Source organism: Nitrosopumilus oxyclinae (assembly GCF_013407165.1).
GTDB lineage: Archaea > Thermoproteota > Nitrososphaeria > Nitrososphaerales > Nitrosopumilaceae > Nitrosopumilus > Nitrosopumilus oxyclinae.
In genome coordinates this window covers 466,511-485,531 of sequence record NZ_CP026994.1, presented here as the reverse complement: position 1 = coordinate 485,531, position 19,021 = coordinate 466,511, and the positions used below count along the sequence as shown (strand labels likewise).

Genomic DNA, 19,021 nt, shown 5'->3' with positions numbered 1-19,021 from the left:
TTATCATGTCATTTCCAACTAGACGTTTGCGTCGACTAAGAACATCTGAAAAGATGAGAAATCTAGTTCAAGAGACAACACTATCTCCAAATGATTTCATTTGTCCAGTATTTGTTCAAGAAGGTTTGAATGAAAGGATCAAAGTCGAATCAATGTCAGAAATTGAAAGACTCCCATTGAGCGATGTTAATGAAGAAGTTGCAACCATTATTGATTTAGGAATTCCAGCAATCATGTTATTTGGAATTCCATCAGAAAAAGATGAAGCGGGAAGTTCAGCATTTGATGATAACGGAATAGTTCAAAAGGCAATTTCTCAAATTAGAGAAAAATTTGGAGATAAAATAGTAATCATGGCAGATGTTTGTCTATGTCAATTTACATCCACAGGACATTGTGGTATTATCCAGGGAGATAAAATTGACAACGATACAAGTCTAGACACTCTTGCAAAAATTGCAGTTAGTCAAGCAAAAGCCGGAGTAGATACAGTATCACCATCAGCAATGATGGATGGTCAGGTTTCAGCAATACGAAAAGCATTGGATGTTGCAGGGTTTACAGACGTATCAATAATGTCACATTCTGCAAAACACCGTTCAAACTTTTACTCTCCATTTAGAGATGCTGCAGAATGTGCTCCAAAGTTTGGAGATAGGAAAACATACCAAGTTCCATATACAAATGCAAGAGAAGCAATGATGGAAGTAGAGACAGATATTGAAGAAGGAGTAGATATTATCATGATCAAACCAGCTTTGGCATATTTGGATTTAATTTCAGAGACTAGAAGAAAATACAATGTTCCAGTTTCAGCATACAGTGTTTCTGGAGAATATGCATTGGTAAAAGCAGCTTCACAGTTAGGATATGTAAATGAGAAAGACATCACATTGGAAATTCTACATTCAATTAAAAGAGCAGGAGCAGATATGATAGTAACATATTTTGCAAAATCAGCTTCTAGATTTCTTCAAGAATCATGAGAAACGACGAGCGTTTTGAAATTCAAAGAGCCTTTGATTTATTGCCACATGTAGTTGGTGCTAGCTGGACTGCTGTCTGGTTTAGAATGAATGGTATCAAAAAACCAACTAGAGAAGAATTTAGAGAGAAAACTTTGGAATACTTACAACTAGTTGAGCCTGTTTTTGGCTCTTATCCAAACAATAAGGAATTTGAAGAAATTATCAAATATATCGAATTTAGAAAAAATGAAGAATATTCCAAAATAAAATCAGGCGAGAATAAAGAAATTGAGACTCGTTATGACAGATATGTCGATTATGGGTAGAGAAACCCAAAACTACATAATTAAATATTCGAATAGAGGGGAAATATCTAATCACACACAATGTCAAAAATATTCAAAAATATAGCAGTCGGGATAATTACTCCAACTCACACAAAAAAATCATTTAACATTGGAGTTCAATTGGCAAAAGAATTAGGTTCTGAACTAACAATAATTGAATGCATGTATAAGATACAGCCAAAGCTATATTTTTTTGAGACAAAATCAGACAAAAAAATAGCTGCAACACAAATTTCTAAGCTAAAAACAGAATTAGCGAATTGGAAAAAAATTGCAAAAGAGCAAGGAGTCAATGTCAAAACCAAATTTGCCTTAACTGACTCTATCACTCATTGGATGATAGACTATGTAAAAGATAACAAAATTGATCTATTAATCGTAGACTATCCCAAATTGTCAACAATAGAAATGACACTATATGATGACATTATAAACACAATTCATCACGAATCCCATTGTCATCTTTTAACAACAAAATAATAGTAAAATCATACAGATACAGTAAAAGAATTCATTTTTTATAACAAATATATCTCAACACCAAACTATAGATTACTATGATCAAGGGACTTGTGGTTTCAATGAGCCTTACAATGGTTCTAGTTTTTGGTTTACTTTTTGCATTACTTGCAGGTTTGAGTTTCTATTTTAACCTAGGAATCTTTGTAACAGTAGGCTTAGCAGTAGCCCTAGGTTTGTTTCAATGGGCCATTGGCCCATCAATAGTAAGATGGAGTACAAACATGACTCCATTGAACAAAGAAGAGTACCCCTGGATTGAAGAAACAACAAATGAGATATGTATTAAAAATAAAGTGAAAATCCCAAAAATAACAATAGCCAATACAAGTATGCCTAATGCGTTTGTTTTTGGCAGAACTAGTAAATCTGCAACAATGACACTAACCAGAGGATTACTAAACACGTTGACAAAAGACGAAGTCCGAGGAGTCATTGCTCATGAGATAGGTCACATTAAACATAACGATATGGTTGTAATGACCATCATCTCAGTGATTCCAACTATTGCATATTTTATTGCATTATCAACGATGTTTGGAGGAAGAACACGAAATCAGGGAGGATCTGCAATGCTAATTGGAATTGGCGCATTTGCAGTTTATTTTATTACAAATTTGTTGATCCTCTACTTTTCACGTCTTAGGGAATATTATGCAGATAATTTTGCAGCAAGACAAGTAAAACCAACAATTCTTGCAAATGCTTTGGCAAAGATCACATATGGATTAAGCTTACAAAAACAACAAGCAAAAAACTCCACTCTACGTTCATTTTATGCCGTAGATCCAATTTCATCAAGTTATGAGATAACAAAATTTTCTTCATATTATGAAGATCAAAACATTTCAGAAGACGAAGTAAAGAAAGCAATGGATTGGGAGCGAAATAGTAGTTTTAGTAAATTTGGGGAAATTTTTAGAACACATCCACTAACTTTCAAAAGAATTGAAAAATTATATCAACTTGAGAAAGGATTTTAATTTTATTTTATTTGATTATAGTCCTGCATAATTTGTGGTAATTTATCATCAGGGTTCTTTTTTACATTATATTTTTTACAATACTCAAAGTTGTTAGGCCAATTTGATTTTGCAATTCTTCCAAAATCATCACTAACCATTTTATCATACCAATCAATTATGATTAGTCCATATCCAAAGAAACGTCTCAGATACGTTCCTATTTCAAGAGGAATTTTATTTTTTAATGTAAGAAAAGCAATCTCATCAAGTGTATTTAGATAGTCATTTGCATATCTTTCACAATCCTCTGTTGTTTTTAGAACTGTGTTTTTTTCTAACCTCTTTGTCAAGTCTTCATGAAATGATCTTAATAGTTGTGCTAATTCAGAATCAGCACAATTTCAGAATACAGCATATTAGCCATAGTTTGGATTTTGATTTTAAAATGATATCATTTTGAGCTAATTCTAGTTTCAAGGCAGGTTTTGTGCGTAAAACACAAGAAAAACACTTAGGATGAAATTTCGTTTTTTAGTTGTTTAAGAAATTCTTTAAGCACTTTGGTTCTCTTTTTAGCCTCAATCTTACCTGATTTAGTATTCATTAATGATTCAAGTTTCAACAATTTTTTATAAAAATGGTCGACAGTCCAAGTTTTATCATCAGGAGTTCTTGTTTTGCAAAATGGATCATCAACATTGTAAAATGATCGTTTCAGTGATCCTCCTGTAGCAAAAACTCTAGCAATGCCTATTGCACCTATTGCATCTAGTCTATCTGCATCCTGAAGAATTTTCCCTTCCAAAGTTGATGGTGTTTTGTTTTGAGAAAAACTATGGTCTGCAATAGCATCGGAAATAATTAAAATTTCTTCTTTTGAAAAACCATATTTTTGTAGTACAAGTTTAGATTTTTTTGCACTTTCTATTGAAGACATTTTTGAGCGTTTATCAGATTTTGGATATGAAACAATGTCATGTAGTAAGGCAGCACTTAGGACCAATTTTTTATTGGCTTTTTCTTTTTCACATATTTTTTGAGCATTCTTGTATACCCTCATAACATGATCAAAATCATGAGCAGAATCATTATCCATGATTTCTTTAACCTCATTTTTTATAGAATCAATAGGGTTCATTAAATTCTCCATATTTTTGGTTTGACAAATTTAATTTTTCTTTTCGTAATTAAAAGAGTCCAATTAATTGATGCAAAAAGGACAATCAATCCAATACCTGCACCGTCAATTAATAAAATAGCAGTTAATCGATCTTCAAATAATTCTAAGAAAGGAGTTAGAACTGCATTTCCAAAATAAATCATAACAATATATGAAATGACTCTACCAAACCAGAATCCTACATAAATTCCCAGACTTTTTGCACGCATTAATCCATAAGCAATGAACAACATGTTACTTGGAAGTGGAGTTGCACCAAACAGAAAAGATGCAATAACATAACCATATTTTTTATTATTCAAATAATTTCCAATTACATCCAGATTGGATTTTTGCTCTTCTGCAACAAATCGTCTAAAAACTACACTAATCCGTTTAAGAACAAATCTACCAATAGTAGCACCTGTAGCTCCGACCATAGCGAGAATAACTACATTCAGAGTTGGATCAAGGAGGTAAAATGATGTCAGAATAATCCAGCTTGGAGGCATCAAGATTGGAGCTGCATTTACTCCAATTAGTACAAGAAAAATTCCAAAATATGAAAATTCTCCAAAAATTTCTAAAATATCCATGATCTTTCAAAAAATATAGTATTTTTTTTATTTCTAAACCCTTGGATTCACATTCAGTCATGAAAAAATTTCATTCTGATCTAAAAAATTAAAAAAATTACAAGTTTTTCAAAACAATGATCATGTATTGTAAAAAATTGGATCAATGATGCAATATCTTTATAAGTTATTTTTGCCTGCACTATATATGTCAGAGATGGTTTGGAAATGTTTCCGATGCAATCTCTCTTTCAAAGACGACGAAATAGCAGAAATGCATAAAGAAATCTCAGCGCATTCAGTCACTAAAGTAAAGTCTATTGTTGCATAATTGCAAATTTTTACAGGATATATCAATTTTAATTAAAATTTAGTGCAGAGGGTGGGATTCGAACCCACGAACTCCTAAGAGAAGGGATTTCCTATTTTGAGGATCTTGAGTCCCTCTCGGTTGACCGGGCTTCGATACCTCTGCAATGAGATTGCGCATTAACCGATATTTCTCGATTACTATTTGAGATAAATTAAAAACTGATCTGTAATTTTGACATTTTTTTAACAAAGCTTATAATCGTGCGCAAATGATTCAAAAATATGTCAGAATTCATACCAATTTCCGACGCAAGAAAAATGCGAAGTGGAGTTAATGTAGAAGCTGAAGTGGTAAGCAAAGGAGATCCTAGAACTGTTAATCTCAAAAGTGGAGGAACAGTAGATGTCTGCGATGCAGAAATTGCCAACGAAGATAAATCTGAAGAAAACAAAATGAAACTCACATTGTGGGGTGACGATATCAAAGCAGTGAATGTCGGAGATAAAGTTGTCATTACAAATGGATATACAAACGAGTTCAAAGGCGAAGTATCCCTAACCAAAGGTAAATTTGGTAAGATGGAAATCAATCCTTAAGAGATAAATCAGATTTTTAATTTATTTTATTTTGTAACATCTAAAGTTACTACAATTTCTGTTTCATCATTTTCAAGGTCATCATCCAAGGTAATTTTTTTATCCAAAAGTTTGAATTCTTCAATCAAAGAGCCATCCTCAGTGAATGTTCTTACGAGTTTGCTTTTCGGAAGAACAGATACATCACTAGCATCATGATATTCTTTAATGGATTCACCATTTTTTATGATAATCTTCATTCTACAGATTAAGATAAAATCAGATAATTAAAAGTATAAGGCTTATAATTTCAGTTAATTTTACTCATGAATTAAATTTGCACTCCTAAAGATTTGGATAAAAAATGGAAAATATCCTATATACTAAATCCACATCATGCAATTATGAATAAATCCATACTAGTAATTGTTGCAATAGTAGTGGTTGGTGGGGTCACAGTATTTGCCACATACCCGTACTTTACAGAATCAACTGTAGATGAGGCAATACCAGCTGGCGCCATTACTCAACCAATGATGGAAGATAAGGATGCAATGTTGATGAAAGATGACTCCACTAGGATGGAAGATAAAATGATGGAGGAAGAATCCATAGAAACACCCCCAATATCTTATGCTGGAACATTCATCGGTGTTGGTGATGGAATTCATGATGCGCAAGGAGATGCATACACAATACCACTAGAAAATGAAAGTACTATACTAAGACTGGAAAACTTTGAATCAACAAATGGTCCAGACTTGTTTGTCTACTTGGCTACGGATGATAAAGCATCAGACTTTGTCAACTTAGGTGATCTAAAGGCAAACAGAGGAAACCAAAACTATGAAATTCCTAATGGAACTGATCTTAGCAAATACAACAAAGTTCTGATTTGGTGTAAAGCATTTGGCGTCTTATTTGGCAGTGCAGAATTATCATCCTAAGAATTTTTTTAATAACAACAAAACAATCCTGCGTTTATTTTATAGAAAATAATTAAAAGACTATCTTCTAGATTTCTTTTTAGCTGCAGTCTTTTTCTTTGCTGGTCTCTTTTTAGCTGCAGTCTTTTTCTTTGCTGGTCTCTTTTTAGCTGCAGTCTTTTTCTTTGCGGGTCTCTTTTTAGCTGCAGTCTTTTTCTTTGCTGGTCTCTTTTTAGCTGCAGTCTTTTTCTTTGCGGGTCTCTTTTTAGCTGCAGTCTTTTTCTTTGCTGGTCTCTTTTTAGCTGCAGTCTTTTTCTTTGCGGGTCTCTTTTTAGCTGCAGTCTTTTTCTTTGCTGGTCTCTTTTTAGCTGCAGTCTTTTTCTTTGCGGGTCTCTTTTTAGCTGCAGTCTTTTTCTTTGCGGGTCTCTTTTTAGCTGCAGTCTTTTTCTTTGCTGGTCTCTTTTTAGCTGCAGTCTTTTTCTTTGCGGGTCTCTTTTTAGCTGCAGTCTTTTTCTTTGCGGGTCTCTTTTTAGCTGCAGTCTTTTTCTTTGCGGGTCTCTTTTTAGCTGCAGTCTTTTTCTTTGCCATCAATTCTTTTAATTTTGAATATGCATTTTCCAAAGATTTTTGAGCAGATTCTTCAGCCTTTGTTCTTTTTTCTAATTCTTTGAGGAATTTTTGTGCTGCCTTGCGACTTGAAACTTTGGTCTCACGCAAAGAGGGTTTTGATTGAGTTTGTTTTTGAATTTTTGAGACAATTTTTGATTTAATATCAGAGAAATTTTCAACATCACCTGAAATCTTCTTTGAGGTCTTTTCTCTACTTTTGATTTCTTCAACTAATTCACTTACATGATCATTTAATGAGCGTAATCTAGCCTCAGCATTTTCCTTTTCTACAGGATTATCAGCAAATTCAATTTCTTGCTCTGCCTGCTCAATTGCCTCTTTTTCTTTAGATAGACGTTCTTCGGCTACTGCTATCAATCTTCCAATACTTTCCAATTGAGCATTTTTTCTTAAAAGAACAGTTGAAACATCACCAGACTCTTCTCGTTCTGATTCAATTTTTTTCTCAATTGTATTTAGACCTGATGAAGAGCGTTTTTCTGCTGAACGAAATTCTTTAACTTGTTTTTCAGCTTTTTGACGAAGTTTTGTTGCTTCTTGTTTCTTTTTTCGTAATTGTATTACTAATTTTTCTAATGATACCAATGAATCAATCATGATAAAAGAGTCGGTTAAGTGGTGAATATGACCATGATTTGACTTTCATGTAAAGAAAATTAACATGGTTTGATCGCAAAAACAAATTTTTTAAAAAATATTAGTCAAAAGAAATAGCAGACAACATGGAATTTCATCCAAAAGATTTGGCAATAGCAAAAACATATGATCTGAAAAGTGAAAAAGAAGCAATTAGTGCAGTTGAGGACATGGTAAATCTAGGATTCAAGGGGAAAAAAGAAGGATACAAAGTCTTAATGCCAAAAGAATCAAAACTAGCAAAAAGAATAGGATACACCGTTACTACTGGAATAACTACAGGGCTGGGACGAAAAAAGGAAGACAGAGACATCAAATATTGGACATATCATCATGATGATGAACATTTTGCAATTGTTTTGATACACAGAGATGTTTTGACAGAATTAGGTTTTTGATTTATCAAAAATTTTGTAAAGTTTAGTTCTCTTGGCCATTACTCCGGCTAGCATCATTCCAATTACAGAGCCACCAATCACATCAATTGGATAGTGTTCTAACACATAGAGTCTACTCAAAGAAATCAAGATAGGATACAAGAACATCAAATATGCCCCACGTGGGAATCTATCAGATAACGCATATCCTAAAATGATTGCAAATATCATCGACCTTGCAGCATGTCCAGATGGATATGAGGCATCATAGCCACCCTCACAAAACAAGGCAAAGGTATCTTTACTTACAGGCACAGGGAATTCTACTGAATCATACTCAAAATCAGGCCTATCACGATCCACACCGCATTTCACATAACCAGTAAGCAATGTAGAAATGACAATCAAGATCATCAAAGTTATTCCAACTCTTCTTGTTCTTGGAATTATCAATATCAGAATTGCAAACCCTAGCATCCACAAAGCCTCCCCACTTTCAGTGATAGATTGCATTATGAGGTCAAGTGATGGATTTCCAACATTTTCAGAAAAAAACAATATTACATTTTGATCAAAAGTTTCTGTAACTCCAGAATATACCAGAGTCGTTATAATTAGAAATAAAATTGTAAGTAGAACAAATGAACGAGACCTAATATCAAAAATCCAATTTTGCAATTATCGAAACCTCAAACACGTGTCTTTTAATTTTTGTCAATAGATAAGTTTTGAAATTCAGATATAATTCAGAAATGAAACTTAGATCGACTCAAAGAATTTAACCAAGGTATCAATAGACAAGTTGTGAAGGTACTCACACTAGATGATTTTGACCTAAAAGGTAAAACCGTTTTTTTGAGAGTTGATATGAACTGTCCCATAAATCCTGAGACATTTGAGATTTCAGGAACAAAAAGGATTGAAGAAGCAATTGAAACTTTACAGTCATTAAAAGAGGCAAAAGTCGTCATTGGATCTCACCAAGGAAGAGTTGGAAATTACGAGTATACAGGGATGGACAAACATGCCAAAGTTCTTGAAAAATTAATGGGTAGAGAAATAAAATATGTAGAAGATACAATTGGGGAAGCTGCACAAAATGCGATCAAGAATTTAAAAGATGGTGAAATTTTACTTTTAGATAATCTCAGATTATGTGCAGAAGAAAATTATGAATTCACTCCAGAAAACGCAGCTAAAACAATCATGGTTTCTCGTTTATCAAAATTATTTGATCTATGTGTGTTGGATTCATTTCCAAGTGCACACAGATCACATCCGTCAATAGTTGGATTTCCACAGGCATTACCTGCATGTGCAGGAAGAATTGTAGAAAGAGAAGTTAGAAACCTAAATGAAATAATGACAGTTGCCAAAGCCCCTCATGTAATTGTCTTAGGAGGATCTAAAATTCCAGATAGATTAGAGGCAATTAAATTATTAATTCAAAATGGTCGGGCAGATCATGTTTTGTTAACTGGATTAATTGGAAATGTGTTCATGAGGGCCCAAGCTAGAATAAAATCACCTCTTGGAATAAAACGAGAAGATGAAGTTGTAGCAAAGGCACATGCACTGATTGGAGAGTATCCAGATGTTTTTGCTACTCCTGTAGATATTGCAATTAACAAAGATGGAGAAAGAGTAGAGATGGACGTACGAGAGATGGGAAAGGGGGATAAGATTTTTGATTTAGGTCCAAAGACTGTAGAGTATTACTCTAAATTAATTGCAGGTGCTGGAACTGTATTTATCAGTGGACCTGCAGGATTTTTTGAAAAAGAAAATTTCAGCTATGGAACAAAAGCATTACTTGATGCAGTTGCAAATTCAATGGCAACGACTATTGTAAGTGGCGGACATCTCACCACGGCATTAAAACAACAAGGATTAGCAGATAAGATCAATCATGTCAGTACAGCTGGCGGTGCACTAGTACTTTATCTCACAGGAGAAAAACTACCAATGATTAAAGCATTAGAAGATGCTGCAACAAAACACAGATCTAAAGAGTAGATTTGCAAGAAGGGTTTGGACACAGTCTTTCTTCAGATGCACCAAGATGAACATCATTGTTGCAAGCATTACAATGAAATTTTTCAATAGGATCAAATAATTTTAGATATACCGTAGTTAAATTCTGGGCAATATTTCTTGCAAGACCAGAATCACAAATATCTGTAAAAAGAGACTCAGTATTATTAATCGTCCAAGAAGGATCCATATCACCATTTGATTTTATAATTTCAAAAATTTCATCATTTGTAAATTTAGTATCAATGTCATTGAATTTTTCAAAGATTATTTTTCTAATTTGGAGTGCAATTGGAAGTTTAGGAGTAAAATCACTCATACTAGTACAGATTATCTGCCTCTTCTTTCAATTTATCCACATCTTGAGTATCACTCAGATTCTTTCCAATGTAGGTATAAAGAGCAGATTTGAGTACCTTGAGAGAAAGTAGAGCACATTTGATTCGGACTGCTTGTAGATGTTCAAGGCCTAATTCACTTAACACGTCATTTTTTTCAATTGCTCTTGCTTCATCAATGCTTTTCCCCTTTGTAATTTCAGTCAAAACTGAAGTACATGCCATACAAATTGCACAGCCTTTTCCATGGAATTTAATATCAGTCACTTTGTTATCATCAATTTTCATATCAATGTCAATACTATCCCCACATAGAGGATTAGAATCATGGAATGTAACATCATGATTTTCAATTTCTCCATAGTTTATCGGATTTCTTGAATAATCAACGATCATTTCATGGTAAATGTCTGCGTTACTACTCATAATTTAAACACCTTTGCCACAATATTTAATGAATTTACCAGAATATCAATGTCTTGTTTAGTATTGTAAATGTAAAAGCTAGCACGAGATGTGGCTGCAACATTTAATCTCTCCATCAATACTTGTGCACAGTGATGGCCAGATCTAACTGCAATTCCCTCACCATCAATAATTTGAGCAACATCATGAGGATGGACATCTGAAAAATTAAATGAGATAACCCCACCGCGTTTTGAAATATCTTTTGTGCCATAGATATGAAGTCCTTTAACTTCAGATAGTTTTTCAATAGCATATTTTGTTAATTCAATTTCATGTTCTCGAATATTGTCCATTCCAAGTTTAGTAAGATAGTCAATTGCCGCACCCAGACCTACAACATCTGCAATATTTGGAGTACCAGCTTCAAATTTGTAAGGCAAATCATTCCAGGTAGTTTCATACTTGTGAACTTCTCTAATCATATCACCGCCACCATGAAATGGACTCATGGTTTCTAAAACAGATTTTTTGACCCATAAGACACCAATTCCTGTAGGTCCGAGCATTTTATGCCCAGAAAATGCAAAGAAGTCACATCCTAATTTTTCAATGTCAACTTTCATGTGGGGAACTGCCTGTGCCCCATCAATTAGAGTAGGTACACCTGCAGCTTTGCATTTCTCAATAATTTTTTCAGCATTGGTAATTGTTCCAAGAACATTGGACATTAAACTAAAAGTTACAAGTTTTACCTTACCTGTTGCAAGATATTTATCAAGATCATCTAAAATCAATTCCCCATTATCATCCATTCCAACATATTCTAATTTTGCACGTTTCTCTTGAGTGAGAAGTTGCCATGGAACAATGTTGCTGTGATGTTCATACTCAGTTGTAATAATAATATCACCTTCATTGATGTGAGTTCTACCCCATGCATATGCAACTAAATTAATTGCCTCAGTTGTACCGCGGACAAAAATAATCTCTTGGCGATTTTTTATGTTAATAAAATTTGCAATCTTATCTCGTACTGCCTCATAGGCCTCAGTTGCTTCTTCAGCAAGAGCATACACTGCCCTGTGAATATTTGCATTGTGGTTTTGATAATAATCAGTAATAGCATCAATTACTTGATTTGGTTTTTGTGTAGTGGATGCATTATCAAGATAAACAAGCTGTTTGTTTTCTCTAACAGTTCTTTTTAGAATTGGAAAATCATTTTTAATATTTTCAAATAATGATTCTGTACTTTGCATATCTTAAATCTCCACGTAAATTTCGTCAGCATCTATTTTAACATTATATATGGAAAGAGGAGTTTCTGCAGGAAGATTTTGTGGTTCACCATTTACTAAATTAAAAACAGAAAGATGTAACGGACATCTAACACCTTCATCACTAAGAAATCCAGTAGAAAGATCTGCATCAGCATGAGTGCATATCAAATCAGTAGCATGGATTTTTCCCTTTAGATTTGCAATGAGGAGTTTTTTACCTTCATGAACAAACCCAAAAAGTTGACCTTCTTTTACCTGCTCCACACTGCAAGCTTTAATCCATTCAGACAAAATATCACCGATACTTGTAGTGTTGTTCCATTTCAGAGTCTTCGTTGTAACGAGTCTCTTCAATTTCAACAAATTTGGCTAATTCTTCATCAGTGTTAATTGTAAGTTCCCTATTTTCCCATTTTGATTCAATAAGATAAGCAATCCATGCTCTGACCTGGATAGACATTTTTCTTGAAAGAGGTTCCAAGAATCCTTCAATAATTATTCTCTCAGCTTCTGCATGAGTAAGGCATCTAGTTTTCAAATAGAATACTTGTTCCTCATCAATTTGTGCAACAGATGCTGAGTGAGTAGCCTTTACATCGTTAGTGAAAATTTCCAATCCAGGAATTGCATCAGATTTTGCATCCTTATCTAAAAGAATAGAACGGCCAGACAAAAATGAGTTTGATTTTGCTGCATTTTCTTTTATTCTAATCATTCCCTTGAAGAGGGATTTTGATTTATTTCTTAGAATGGATTTCTCAACTACTCTTGCTTCAGTAGATGGGCTTTCATGGTTTACGTTAGTTTGAATATCAAAAGATTGCTCATTATTTCCAAAAATTACTTCAGAGTCATTTGATGATGCACCATTACCATTAAGGAAATATTCAATTTTGTATCTAGACAACATTGATCCAAACAATCCAGAATACCAATTTACTTTGGAATCTTGTGCTAAATCAGTTCGTCTTGTTGTAAAGGTTACAGCATGTTGGTCCATCATTTGAAGACTGGTAATATCGAGTTGTGCATTTGCTGCAAGATTTGTGTTTAACAATTCAAGATATGCTTGTTGTGCTTCAGTTTTTGGAGAATACAATTCTTGGACAATTGCAGCTTTACTACTTTCATCTGCAAATATTATATTTCTAGAAATTACAGAGTGATCATCATCAGATAGGCATGTCAAAAAGTAAACAGGTTTTTCCAAGACTAAATTACGTGGAATGTGAATGAATATTCCAGAATTAAATGCAGCATTGTTTAGTGCAGTAAATTTATCTTCTTGAGATTTAGATGCATCTAATGCTTTTTTTACTAAATCAGGATTATTTTTAATTGCATCAGATATTGAAGAGATCACTAGTCCTTTAGATTTTAAATCATCAGGGAGATTGATTTTATGAATATTAGTTCCAATTTGAATAATACAAATTTCATTGTCAAGTTCGCTTAATCTTTTCTTAAGAAAATCTGGAACAGTGTCAGTTGTAGATGTTGAAAGGGATACTTTTTCTGGATCCATTTTTTTGGCATCAGTGTATTTGTTGTAAAGTGGAGATAGTTCAAGTGCTAAACCATCATAGACAGATAGAGAGCTTTTTCTGTAATCCTTTAACCAATCAGGCTCATTTCTAGATGAGGAAATCTCATCAATATGGGTCGTATTGAGTTTTGAGAGAATGGCTTGAGACATGATTTATCAAAATTATATTTTGGGAAGACTATCCCACTGAGTCATCCATCTCTAGTTTGATGAGTCTGTTTAATTCAACAGCATACTCCATTGGTAATTCTTTTGTAAATGGTTCCATGAAACCATTAACAATTAGAGATAGTGCTTCTTCCTCATTAAATCCTCTACTCATAAGATAGAAGATTTGTTCATCACCAATTTTTCCAACAGTTGCTTCGTGGGTAATTGTTGCATCTTCTTGATTAATTTCCATGTATGGATAGGTATCAGTTTTAGATGTATCATCTAAGAGTAATGCATCACATCTTACAGTAGATTTTACACCAGTAGCACCTTTTGCTACATGTAACATTCCTCTGTAAGTGGAACGTCCATCAAGTCGGCTTACTGACTTTGATGTGACTTTGGAAGTAGTATTTGGTGCAAGATGGACCATTTTAGCACCTGTATCTTGGTGTTGTCCCTTACCTGCAAATGCAATTGATAATGTTTCACCATAGGCTCTCTCACCCATAAGATAAACACCAGGATACTTCATTGTTAGTTTACTACCAATGTTTCCATCAATCCATTCAACAGTTGCACCTTCATGTGCATAAGCACGTTTTGTTACAAGGTTGTAAACATCTGCACTCCAATTTTGAATTGTAGTGTATCTTAGTTTTGCATCTTTGAGTGCAACTAATTCTACAACTGCAGAGTGTAGTGATTCTGAAGAATAGACAGGAGCAGTACAACCTTCAATGTAATGTACTTCTGCACCTTCATCAACTATAATCAATGTTCTTTCAAATTGACCGATGTTTTCTGCATTAATTCTAAAGTATGCTTGTAGAGGCATGTCAACTTTGACACCCGGTGGAACATAGATGAAAGAGCCACCACTCCACACTGCACTGTTAAGTGCTGCAAATTTGTTATCCTCTGGAGGGATAATTTTACCAAAGTACTTTTTGAATAACTCTGGATGTTCATGAAGAGCTGCATCAGTATCTAAAAAGAGAACTCCTTGTTTTGCCAAGTCTTCTCTTAGACTGTGATATACAACTTCAGACTCATATTGTGCACCGACACCTGCTAAGAATTTCTTTTCAGCTTCTGGAATTCCAAGTTTGTCAAATGTATTCTTTACATTTTCTGGAACATCATCCCAATTCTTTTCTACTTTGTCAGATGCTTTTGCATAATAGTAAATATTTTGGAAATCAATTACACTAAGATCTCCGCCCCAAGTTGGCATTGGCTTTTGCATAAATATTTCATAAGAACGTAATCTGAAATCAAGCATCCATTGTGGCTCTTTTTTCATTTTACTAATTTCAATTACAGTATCCTTAGACAGGCCTTTCTTGCTAAGGTGGACATACATTTCTGTAGTGTCTTTAAAATCATATTTTGAATAATCCATATCTAGATTTTCAGCAGTCATGTCCAACATAACCCCGTTATATTATAAATACATGAGGAAAAATAGGCACAGCTAAATAGCTTCAGCTAAATTTCATACTAGGCAGTCAAAGTACTTTTCATTGCGTCAAATGCACCTGCTACTGTATGCGTTTCAGATACAACATAAGAAACATCAAATTTCTTTAATTCCTCAGAAGTGAAGGGACCAATACATACCAGAGCTAATTTTGAGAGTCGATCAATTAGATCAGATTTTTCATAATCTTTGAGCATAATCTCAAAGAACCCACGAACAGATGATGCACTAGTAAAGATAACACCGTCAACTTTGTTTTGAGAAAATAATTCTCTAAAACCATTCCATTGAGTAGTATCTCTAAATGCACATACATCATACAGATGAATCTCTACAACATCAATTCCAATCTTGTTTAGTAATTCTTTAAGAAAAGAATTTGATGCACCACTGCGAGGAATAATTACTTTTTTACCAACAGCATGAATTTGAGAAAATTCCTCGCCAACTCCAACTGAAGAATAGTTTTGGGGTTCGTGATTTACTTTGATACCATATGATTTCAACGATTCAGTAGTTTTAGGACCCACAGACATTACCGAAGTATTTGCAACTGCTAATTGTAATTTCTCAAAATTTCCAATATTTTTTGCAGTGTCAAATAAAATCTTCACTGCCTTTGAGCTTAAAAATACAGAATAATCAGGATTTTCAGTTTCAACTAGATTCAAAAAGTCATCAACAATTTTTTCACCCTTACTGACAAGCTCGATTGTAGGCAAGGGAATTGGAATCGCTTTGTTTTGCTCAGCAAGAGAGATAAATTCTGATGCATCATCTTTTGAGCGAGTTATAGCAATTGTTTTTCCATCAAGCATTATTTCCACCCTATAGTATCGGATAAATCAACTACATACCCAATGATGATATTTGTTGGAGGAGTAATTTTATTTTCTTTAACTTTTTTTGCAATGTTTGTAACTGTTCCTTTGATCATTTTTTGTTGAGGAGTAGTGCCATTTTGAATTACAGCTACAGGTGTTTTTTTATCCATCCCCCCAGCAATTAGTTGTTTACAAATAACATCAATTCTAGACAAACCCATCATAATTACAATCGTATCAACTGATTTTGCAAGATTCTTCCATTTGACAATCTCTTTTTTCTTTTCTGGATCTTCATGTCCAGTAACAAATACTACTGATGAAGCATATTTTCTATGAGTTAACGGAATGCCAGCATATGTTGCTGAACCAATTCCAGAAGTAATCCCTGGAACAATTTCATATTTTATTTTATTTTCTTTAAGAAATTCTGCCTCTTCACCACCGCGTCCAAAAATAATTGGGTCACCGCCCTTTAGTCTAACTACATTTTTTTTAGATTTTGCATATTGTACCATTAAATCATTAGTTGTGTTTTGATGTGTTGTGTCATCCCCTACTGCACGACCGACATAAACTTTTTCGGCTTTTTTTGGAATCATTGAAATTATTTTTTTACTAACTAGTCTATCATACAAAACAACATCTGCTTTTTCAAGTAATTCAACTGCACGTAATGTGATTAATTTACTATCTCCAGGTCCTGCACCAACAAGATACACTTTTCCAGTCATGACTTATTCCATTCCTCCACTTTCTCTCTCCAATTTAATGCAAGATCATTTACTCCCTTCTCACGCAGTTCCATTCCAGCACTTTTTCCAAGAGATGCAGGATCATCCTTCTTTCCAGTTTTGTTTACAAAAAGTGATTGTTTCCCATCTACTGAAAATGCAGATACAGACAGAGTCATCTCAGAGCCATTTGATTTTGCATATGCCCCTAATGGAAATCTACATCCAGAATCAACATAGTCAGAAAGGGAACGCTCAGCCTCAATCTCTAAACGAGAATCAGGATCTTCAATTTTTTTAAGCATTAAAATCGTTTGAGCATCATCAGCCCTTGCAACTATTGCAATTGCACCCTGACCCGGAGAAGGGGAAAAATCTTCAATAGATAATGGAGAATATTTTACATCCGCACCAATTCTGGATATTCCAGCTTGTGCAAGAACTATAGCATCATAGTTTCCTCCAGAGACTTTTTTTATTCTAGTCTCAATGTTCCCACGTATTGGTTTTACTATTACATCAGATCTTTTTCTTGAAACCTGAACTGCACGTCTTAATGAACTAGTTCCAATTACTGAACCTTCTTTGATGTTTTCCAATGTTGAACCGTCAGATGAAATAAACACATCATTGACTACCTCACGTTTAGGAATTGATGCAAGTGTTAGATTTTCATCTAGTTCAGATGGAACATCCTTCAAACTATGTACTGCAAAATCTACTTCCTTTAGAGCAACAGCCCTATCAACTTCTTTTTCAAAAATTCCCTTTTGATCTATTGTAAATAACGGTCTTGTATCAGTATCACCCTTTGTAGTGATTGGTTTGATTTCATATTCACAATCAGGATTAACTTTTTTTAATTCAGAAATTACCCAGTTGGTTTGTGCAACAGATAACTGACTTCCTCTAGCTCCTACAATGTACTTCAATTTTTCACCGATTTTAATGCCAAATTATATGCATCAAGTGTCTTGTTCAGATCAGTTTGTGTGTGCGCATCAGAGAGAAAAACTACTTCAAACTGAGATGGTGCAATGAAAATGCCATTTTTTAATAAAGTCTGGAACATTTTTTGGAATTTCTTTGCATTTGCATTCTTCGATGTTTGATAATCTACAACAGGCTTGTTAGTAAAGAAAATCTGAAACATCGAGGCTGTAAAGTTGATTTGATGAGGTATTTTCAGATCAGTAGCCATATCATCTAGTGCAGTAGAAAACAAAAGATTGAATCGTTCAAGTTTTGAATAGAGTTTATTTTTTATTTTGTTTATTGTTTTAATTGAACTAATTGCAGCACTAACAGAAATGGGGTTTCCTGCAAATGTACTTGCTTGGTAAACTTTACCGCCAGGAGAAAGTAAATCCATGATTTCTTTTTTACCACCTACTGCTGAAATTGTAAATCCATTACTTAGTGCTTTAGCCATCGTAGTAATGTCAGGTTTAATTCCAAAATATTCTTGTGCCCCACCAGGTGCAACTCTAAAACCAGTAACTACCTCATCAAAAATTAATGGGATGTTATTTTCTTTAGTAACTTTTCTTAAATCAGAAAGGAAATTCTTTTCAGGTAAAATTAAACCCATGTTAGCAAGTATTGGCTCTACAATAACTCCTGCAATGTCTTTATGTTTTTGAATAGTTTTTTGTAAATCTTCAATATTGTTATACTCTACAACCAAAGTATTTTTTGAAACCTCATCTAGTCCACCATCAGAAACAGATATTCCGTTATGTGCAGAGCCTGACCCTGCTTTCACTAAAACAGAATCATGTGCACCATGATAGCATCCTTCAAATTTTATTATTTTTTTCTTTTTTGTAAAACCACGTGCCAATCTAATTGCAGTCATCGTAGCCTCACCGCCAGTATTCATCAATCTTACTTTGTCAATAGAGGGGAAATTTCCAATGATTAGTTTTGAGAGTTCAATTTCAGACTCAGTAGGAGTACAGTAAAGAGTACCTTTTGTCAATTGATTGGAAACAGATTTGAGAATTTCTTTACGTCTATGTCCTAAGAGTAATGCACCATAACCATTGCAGAAATCAATGTAACGCTTGTCATCAACATCCCAAATGTATGCCCCATTTGCTTTTTTTGTGAAAAACGGATATGGCTCAAAATACCTTACTGGGCTGTTAACACCAGAAGGGATTACTTTTTTAGCAATATTGAATAATTTTTTAGATTCAGACACCACACAATTGATATTTTTAGTCATT

General features: G+C 33.9%; 24 protein-coding genes and 1 tRNA gene. 8 read left to right on the top strand and 17 right to left on the bottom strand.

The window, feature by feature from the left end; translation table 11 throughout:
- Positions 1-5 precede the first annotated feature (5 nt).
- The 4 genes from hemB (at position 6) to C5F49_RS02845 (ending at position 2,817) form a co-directional block, all read left to right on the top strand.
- Positions 6-986 (top strand): porphobilinogen synthase, encoded by a 981-nt coding sequence (gene hemB, locus C5F49_RS02860; RefSeq protein ID WP_179363235.1) that lies wholly within the window; start codon positions 6-8, stop codon positions 984-986.
- The gene (locus C5F49_RS02855; protein WP_179363234.1) at positions 983-1,294 is read left to right on the top strand and encodes a hypothetical protein; all 312 of its coding nucleotides are present in this window, start codon (positions 983-985) and stop codon (positions 1,292-1,294) included. Before hemB ends, C5F49_RS02855 begins: the two co-directional genes overlap by 4 nt.
- 60 nt (positions 1,295-1,354) lie before the next feature.
- Positions 1,355-1,795, top strand: coding sequence for a universal stress protein (locus tag C5F49_RS02850; RefSeq protein WP_179363233.1), 441 nt, complete (start codon positions 1,355-1,357; stop codon positions 1,793-1,795).
- A 77-nt stretch (positions 1,796-1,872) separates the two neighbouring features.
- Positions 1,873-2,817, top strand: a complete 945-nt coding sequence (locus C5F49_RS02845; RefSeq protein WP_179363232.1) for a zinc metalloprotease HtpX — start codon at positions 1,873-1,875, stop codon at positions 2,815-2,817.
- Between the two features lie 2 nt (positions 2,818-2,819).
- Here the strand turns inward: C5F49_RS02845 and C5F49_RS02840 are convergent, their stop codons facing one another.
- The 4 genes from C5F49_RS02840 to C5F49_RS02825 form a co-directional block, all read right to left on the bottom strand.
- A complete protein-coding gene (locus C5F49_RS02840) occupies positions 2,820-3,149 on the bottom strand; it encodes a hypothetical protein (protein WP_246275370.1) in 330 nt (109 codons plus the stop codon).
- A 161-nt stretch (positions 3,150-3,310) separates the two neighbouring features.
- Complete coding sequence (locus C5F49_RS02835; protein ID WP_179363231.1) at positions 3,311-3,937, bottom strand: HD domain-containing protein; 627 nt, start codon at positions 3,935-3,937, stop codon at positions 3,311-3,313.
- Positions 3,937-4,557, bottom strand: coding sequence for a hypothetical protein (locus C5F49_RS02830; protein ID WP_179363586.1), 621 nt, complete (start codon positions 4,555-4,557; stop codon positions 3,937-3,939). The genes C5F49_RS02835 and C5F49_RS02830 overlap by 1 nt, the downstream gene beginning before the upstream one ends.
- Positions 4,558-4,907: 350 nt before the next feature.
- A tRNA-Leu gene (locus C5F49_RS02825) sits at positions 4,908-5,008 on the bottom strand.
- Positions 5,009-5,127: 119 nt separating this feature from the next.
- Between C5F49_RS02825 and C5F49_RS02820 the strand changes: the two genes are divergently transcribed.
- Positions 5,128-5,442, top strand: a complete 315-nt coding sequence (locus C5F49_RS02820; protein ID WP_179363230.1) for a single stranded DNA-binding domain-containing protein — start codon at positions 5,128-5,130, stop codon at positions 5,440-5,442.
- A 26-nt stretch (positions 5,443-5,468) separates the two neighbouring features.
- Here C5F49_RS02820 and C5F49_RS02815 read toward each other — a convergent pair whose 3' ends face one another.
- Complete coding sequence (locus C5F49_RS02815; protein ID WP_179363229.1) at positions 5,469-5,681, bottom strand: hypothetical protein; 213 nt, start codon at positions 5,679-5,681, stop codon at positions 5,469-5,471.
- 144 nt (positions 5,682-5,825) lie between these two features.
- On the opposite strand from C5F49_RS02815, the gene C5F49_RS02810 reads away from it, so the two are divergent.
- Entirely contained in the window at positions 5,826-6,368 is a 543-nt protein-coding gene (locus C5F49_RS02810) for a DM13 domain-containing protein (RefSeq protein WP_179363228.1), read from the top strand.
- Positions 6,369-6,428: 60 nt separating this feature from the next.
- On the opposite strand, the gene C5F49_RS09570 is transcribed toward C5F49_RS02810, so the two are convergent.
- On the bottom strand, positions 6,429-7,574 hold the full coding sequence (locus C5F49_RS09570; protein WP_246275369.1) for a coiled-coil domain-containing protein: 1,146 nt from the start codon (positions 7,572-7,574) through the stop codon (positions 6,429-6,431).
- Positions 7,575-7,699: 125 nt separating this feature from the next.
- On the opposite strand from C5F49_RS09570, the gene C5F49_RS02800 reads away from it, so the two are divergent.
- Positions 7,700-8,011, top strand: coding sequence for a hypothetical protein (locus C5F49_RS02800; RefSeq protein WP_179363227.1), 312 nt, complete (start codon positions 7,700-7,702; stop codon positions 8,009-8,011).
- Here the strand turns inward: C5F49_RS02800 and C5F49_RS02795 are convergent.
- Positions 8,000-8,668, bottom strand: a complete 669-nt coding sequence (locus tag C5F49_RS02795) for a phosphatase PAP2 family protein (protein ID WP_179363226.1) — start codon at positions 8,666-8,668, stop codon at positions 8,000-8,002. The two genes, C5F49_RS02800 and C5F49_RS02795, sit on opposite strands and share 12 nt — an antisense overlap.
- A gap of 126 nt (positions 8,669-8,794) precedes the next feature.
- On the opposite strand from C5F49_RS02795, the gene C5F49_RS02790 reads away from it, so the two are divergent.
- Complete coding sequence (locus tag C5F49_RS02790; protein WP_179363225.1) at positions 8,795-10,006, top strand: phosphoglycerate kinase; 1,212 nt, start codon at positions 8,795-8,797, stop codon at positions 10,004-10,006.
- Here the strand turns inward: C5F49_RS02790 and C5F49_RS02785 are convergent.
- The 10 genes from C5F49_RS02785 to hemL all read right to left on the bottom strand — a co-directional run bounded on the left by C5F49_RS02785 (position 9,996) and on the right by hemL (position 19,020).
- The gene (locus C5F49_RS02785) at positions 9,996-10,343 is read right to left on the bottom strand and encodes a hypothetical protein (protein ID WP_179363224.1); all 348 of its coding nucleotides are present in this window, start codon (positions 10,341-10,343) and stop codon (positions 9,996-9,998) included. The genes C5F49_RS02790 and C5F49_RS02785 overlap by 11 nt on opposite strands.
- Before the next feature lies 1 nt (position 10,344).
- Positions 10,345-10,788 (bottom strand): Fe-S cluster assembly sulfur transfer protein SufU, encoded by a 444-nt coding sequence (gene sufU, locus C5F49_RS02780; protein ID WP_179363223.1) that lies wholly within the window; start codon positions 10,786-10,788, stop codon positions 10,345-10,347.
- Positions 10,785-12,029 (bottom strand): cysteine desulfurase, encoded by a 1,245-nt coding sequence (locus tag C5F49_RS02775; RefSeq protein WP_179363222.1) that lies wholly within the window; start codon positions 12,027-12,029, stop codon positions 10,785-10,787. Before C5F49_RS02775 ends, sufU begins: the two co-directional genes overlap by 4 nt.
- 3 nt (positions 12,030-12,032) lie before the next feature.
- Positions 12,033-12,341 (bottom strand): Rieske (2Fe-2S) protein, encoded by a 309-nt coding sequence (locus C5F49_RS02770; protein WP_179363221.1) that lies wholly within the window; start codon positions 12,339-12,341, stop codon positions 12,033-12,035.
- Positions 12,342-12,345: 4 nt separating this feature from the next.
- The gene (gene sufD, locus C5F49_RS02765) at positions 12,346-13,746 is read right to left on the bottom strand and encodes a Fe-S cluster assembly protein SufD (protein ID WP_179363220.1); all 1,401 of its coding nucleotides are present in this window, start codon (positions 13,744-13,746) and stop codon (positions 12,346-12,348) included.
- 28 nt (positions 13,747-13,774) lie between these two features.
- Positions 13,775-15,175 (bottom strand): Fe-S cluster assembly protein SufB, encoded by a 1,401-nt coding sequence (gene sufB / locus C5F49_RS02760; RefSeq protein ID WP_179363219.1) that lies wholly within the window; start codon positions 15,173-15,175, stop codon positions 13,775-13,777.
- Between the two features lie 77 nt (positions 15,176-15,252).
- Positions 15,253-16,050 (bottom strand): uroporphyrinogen-III synthase, encoded by a 798-nt coding sequence (locus C5F49_RS02755; RefSeq protein WP_179363218.1) that lies wholly within the window; start codon positions 16,048-16,050, stop codon positions 15,253-15,255.
- The gene (gene cobA / locus C5F49_RS02750) at positions 16,050-16,790 is read right to left on the bottom strand and encodes a uroporphyrinogen-III C-methyltransferase (RefSeq protein ID WP_179363217.1); all 741 of its coding nucleotides are present in this window, start codon (positions 16,788-16,790) and stop codon (positions 16,050-16,052) included. The genes C5F49_RS02755 and cobA overlap by 1 nt, the downstream gene beginning before the upstream one ends.
- Positions 16,787-17,722, bottom strand: a complete 936-nt coding sequence (gene hemC / locus C5F49_RS02745; protein WP_179363216.1) for a hydroxymethylbilane synthase — start codon at positions 17,720-17,722, stop codon at positions 16,787-16,789. Before hemC ends, cobA begins: the two co-directional genes overlap by 4 nt.
- Positions 17,719-19,020, bottom strand: coding sequence for a glutamate-1-semialdehyde 2,1-aminomutase (hemL, locus tag C5F49_RS02740; protein WP_246275367.1), 1,302 nt, complete (start codon positions 19,018-19,020; stop codon positions 17,719-17,721). Before hemL ends, hemC begins: the two co-directional genes overlap by 4 nt.
- Position 19,021 lies beyond the last annotated feature (1 nt).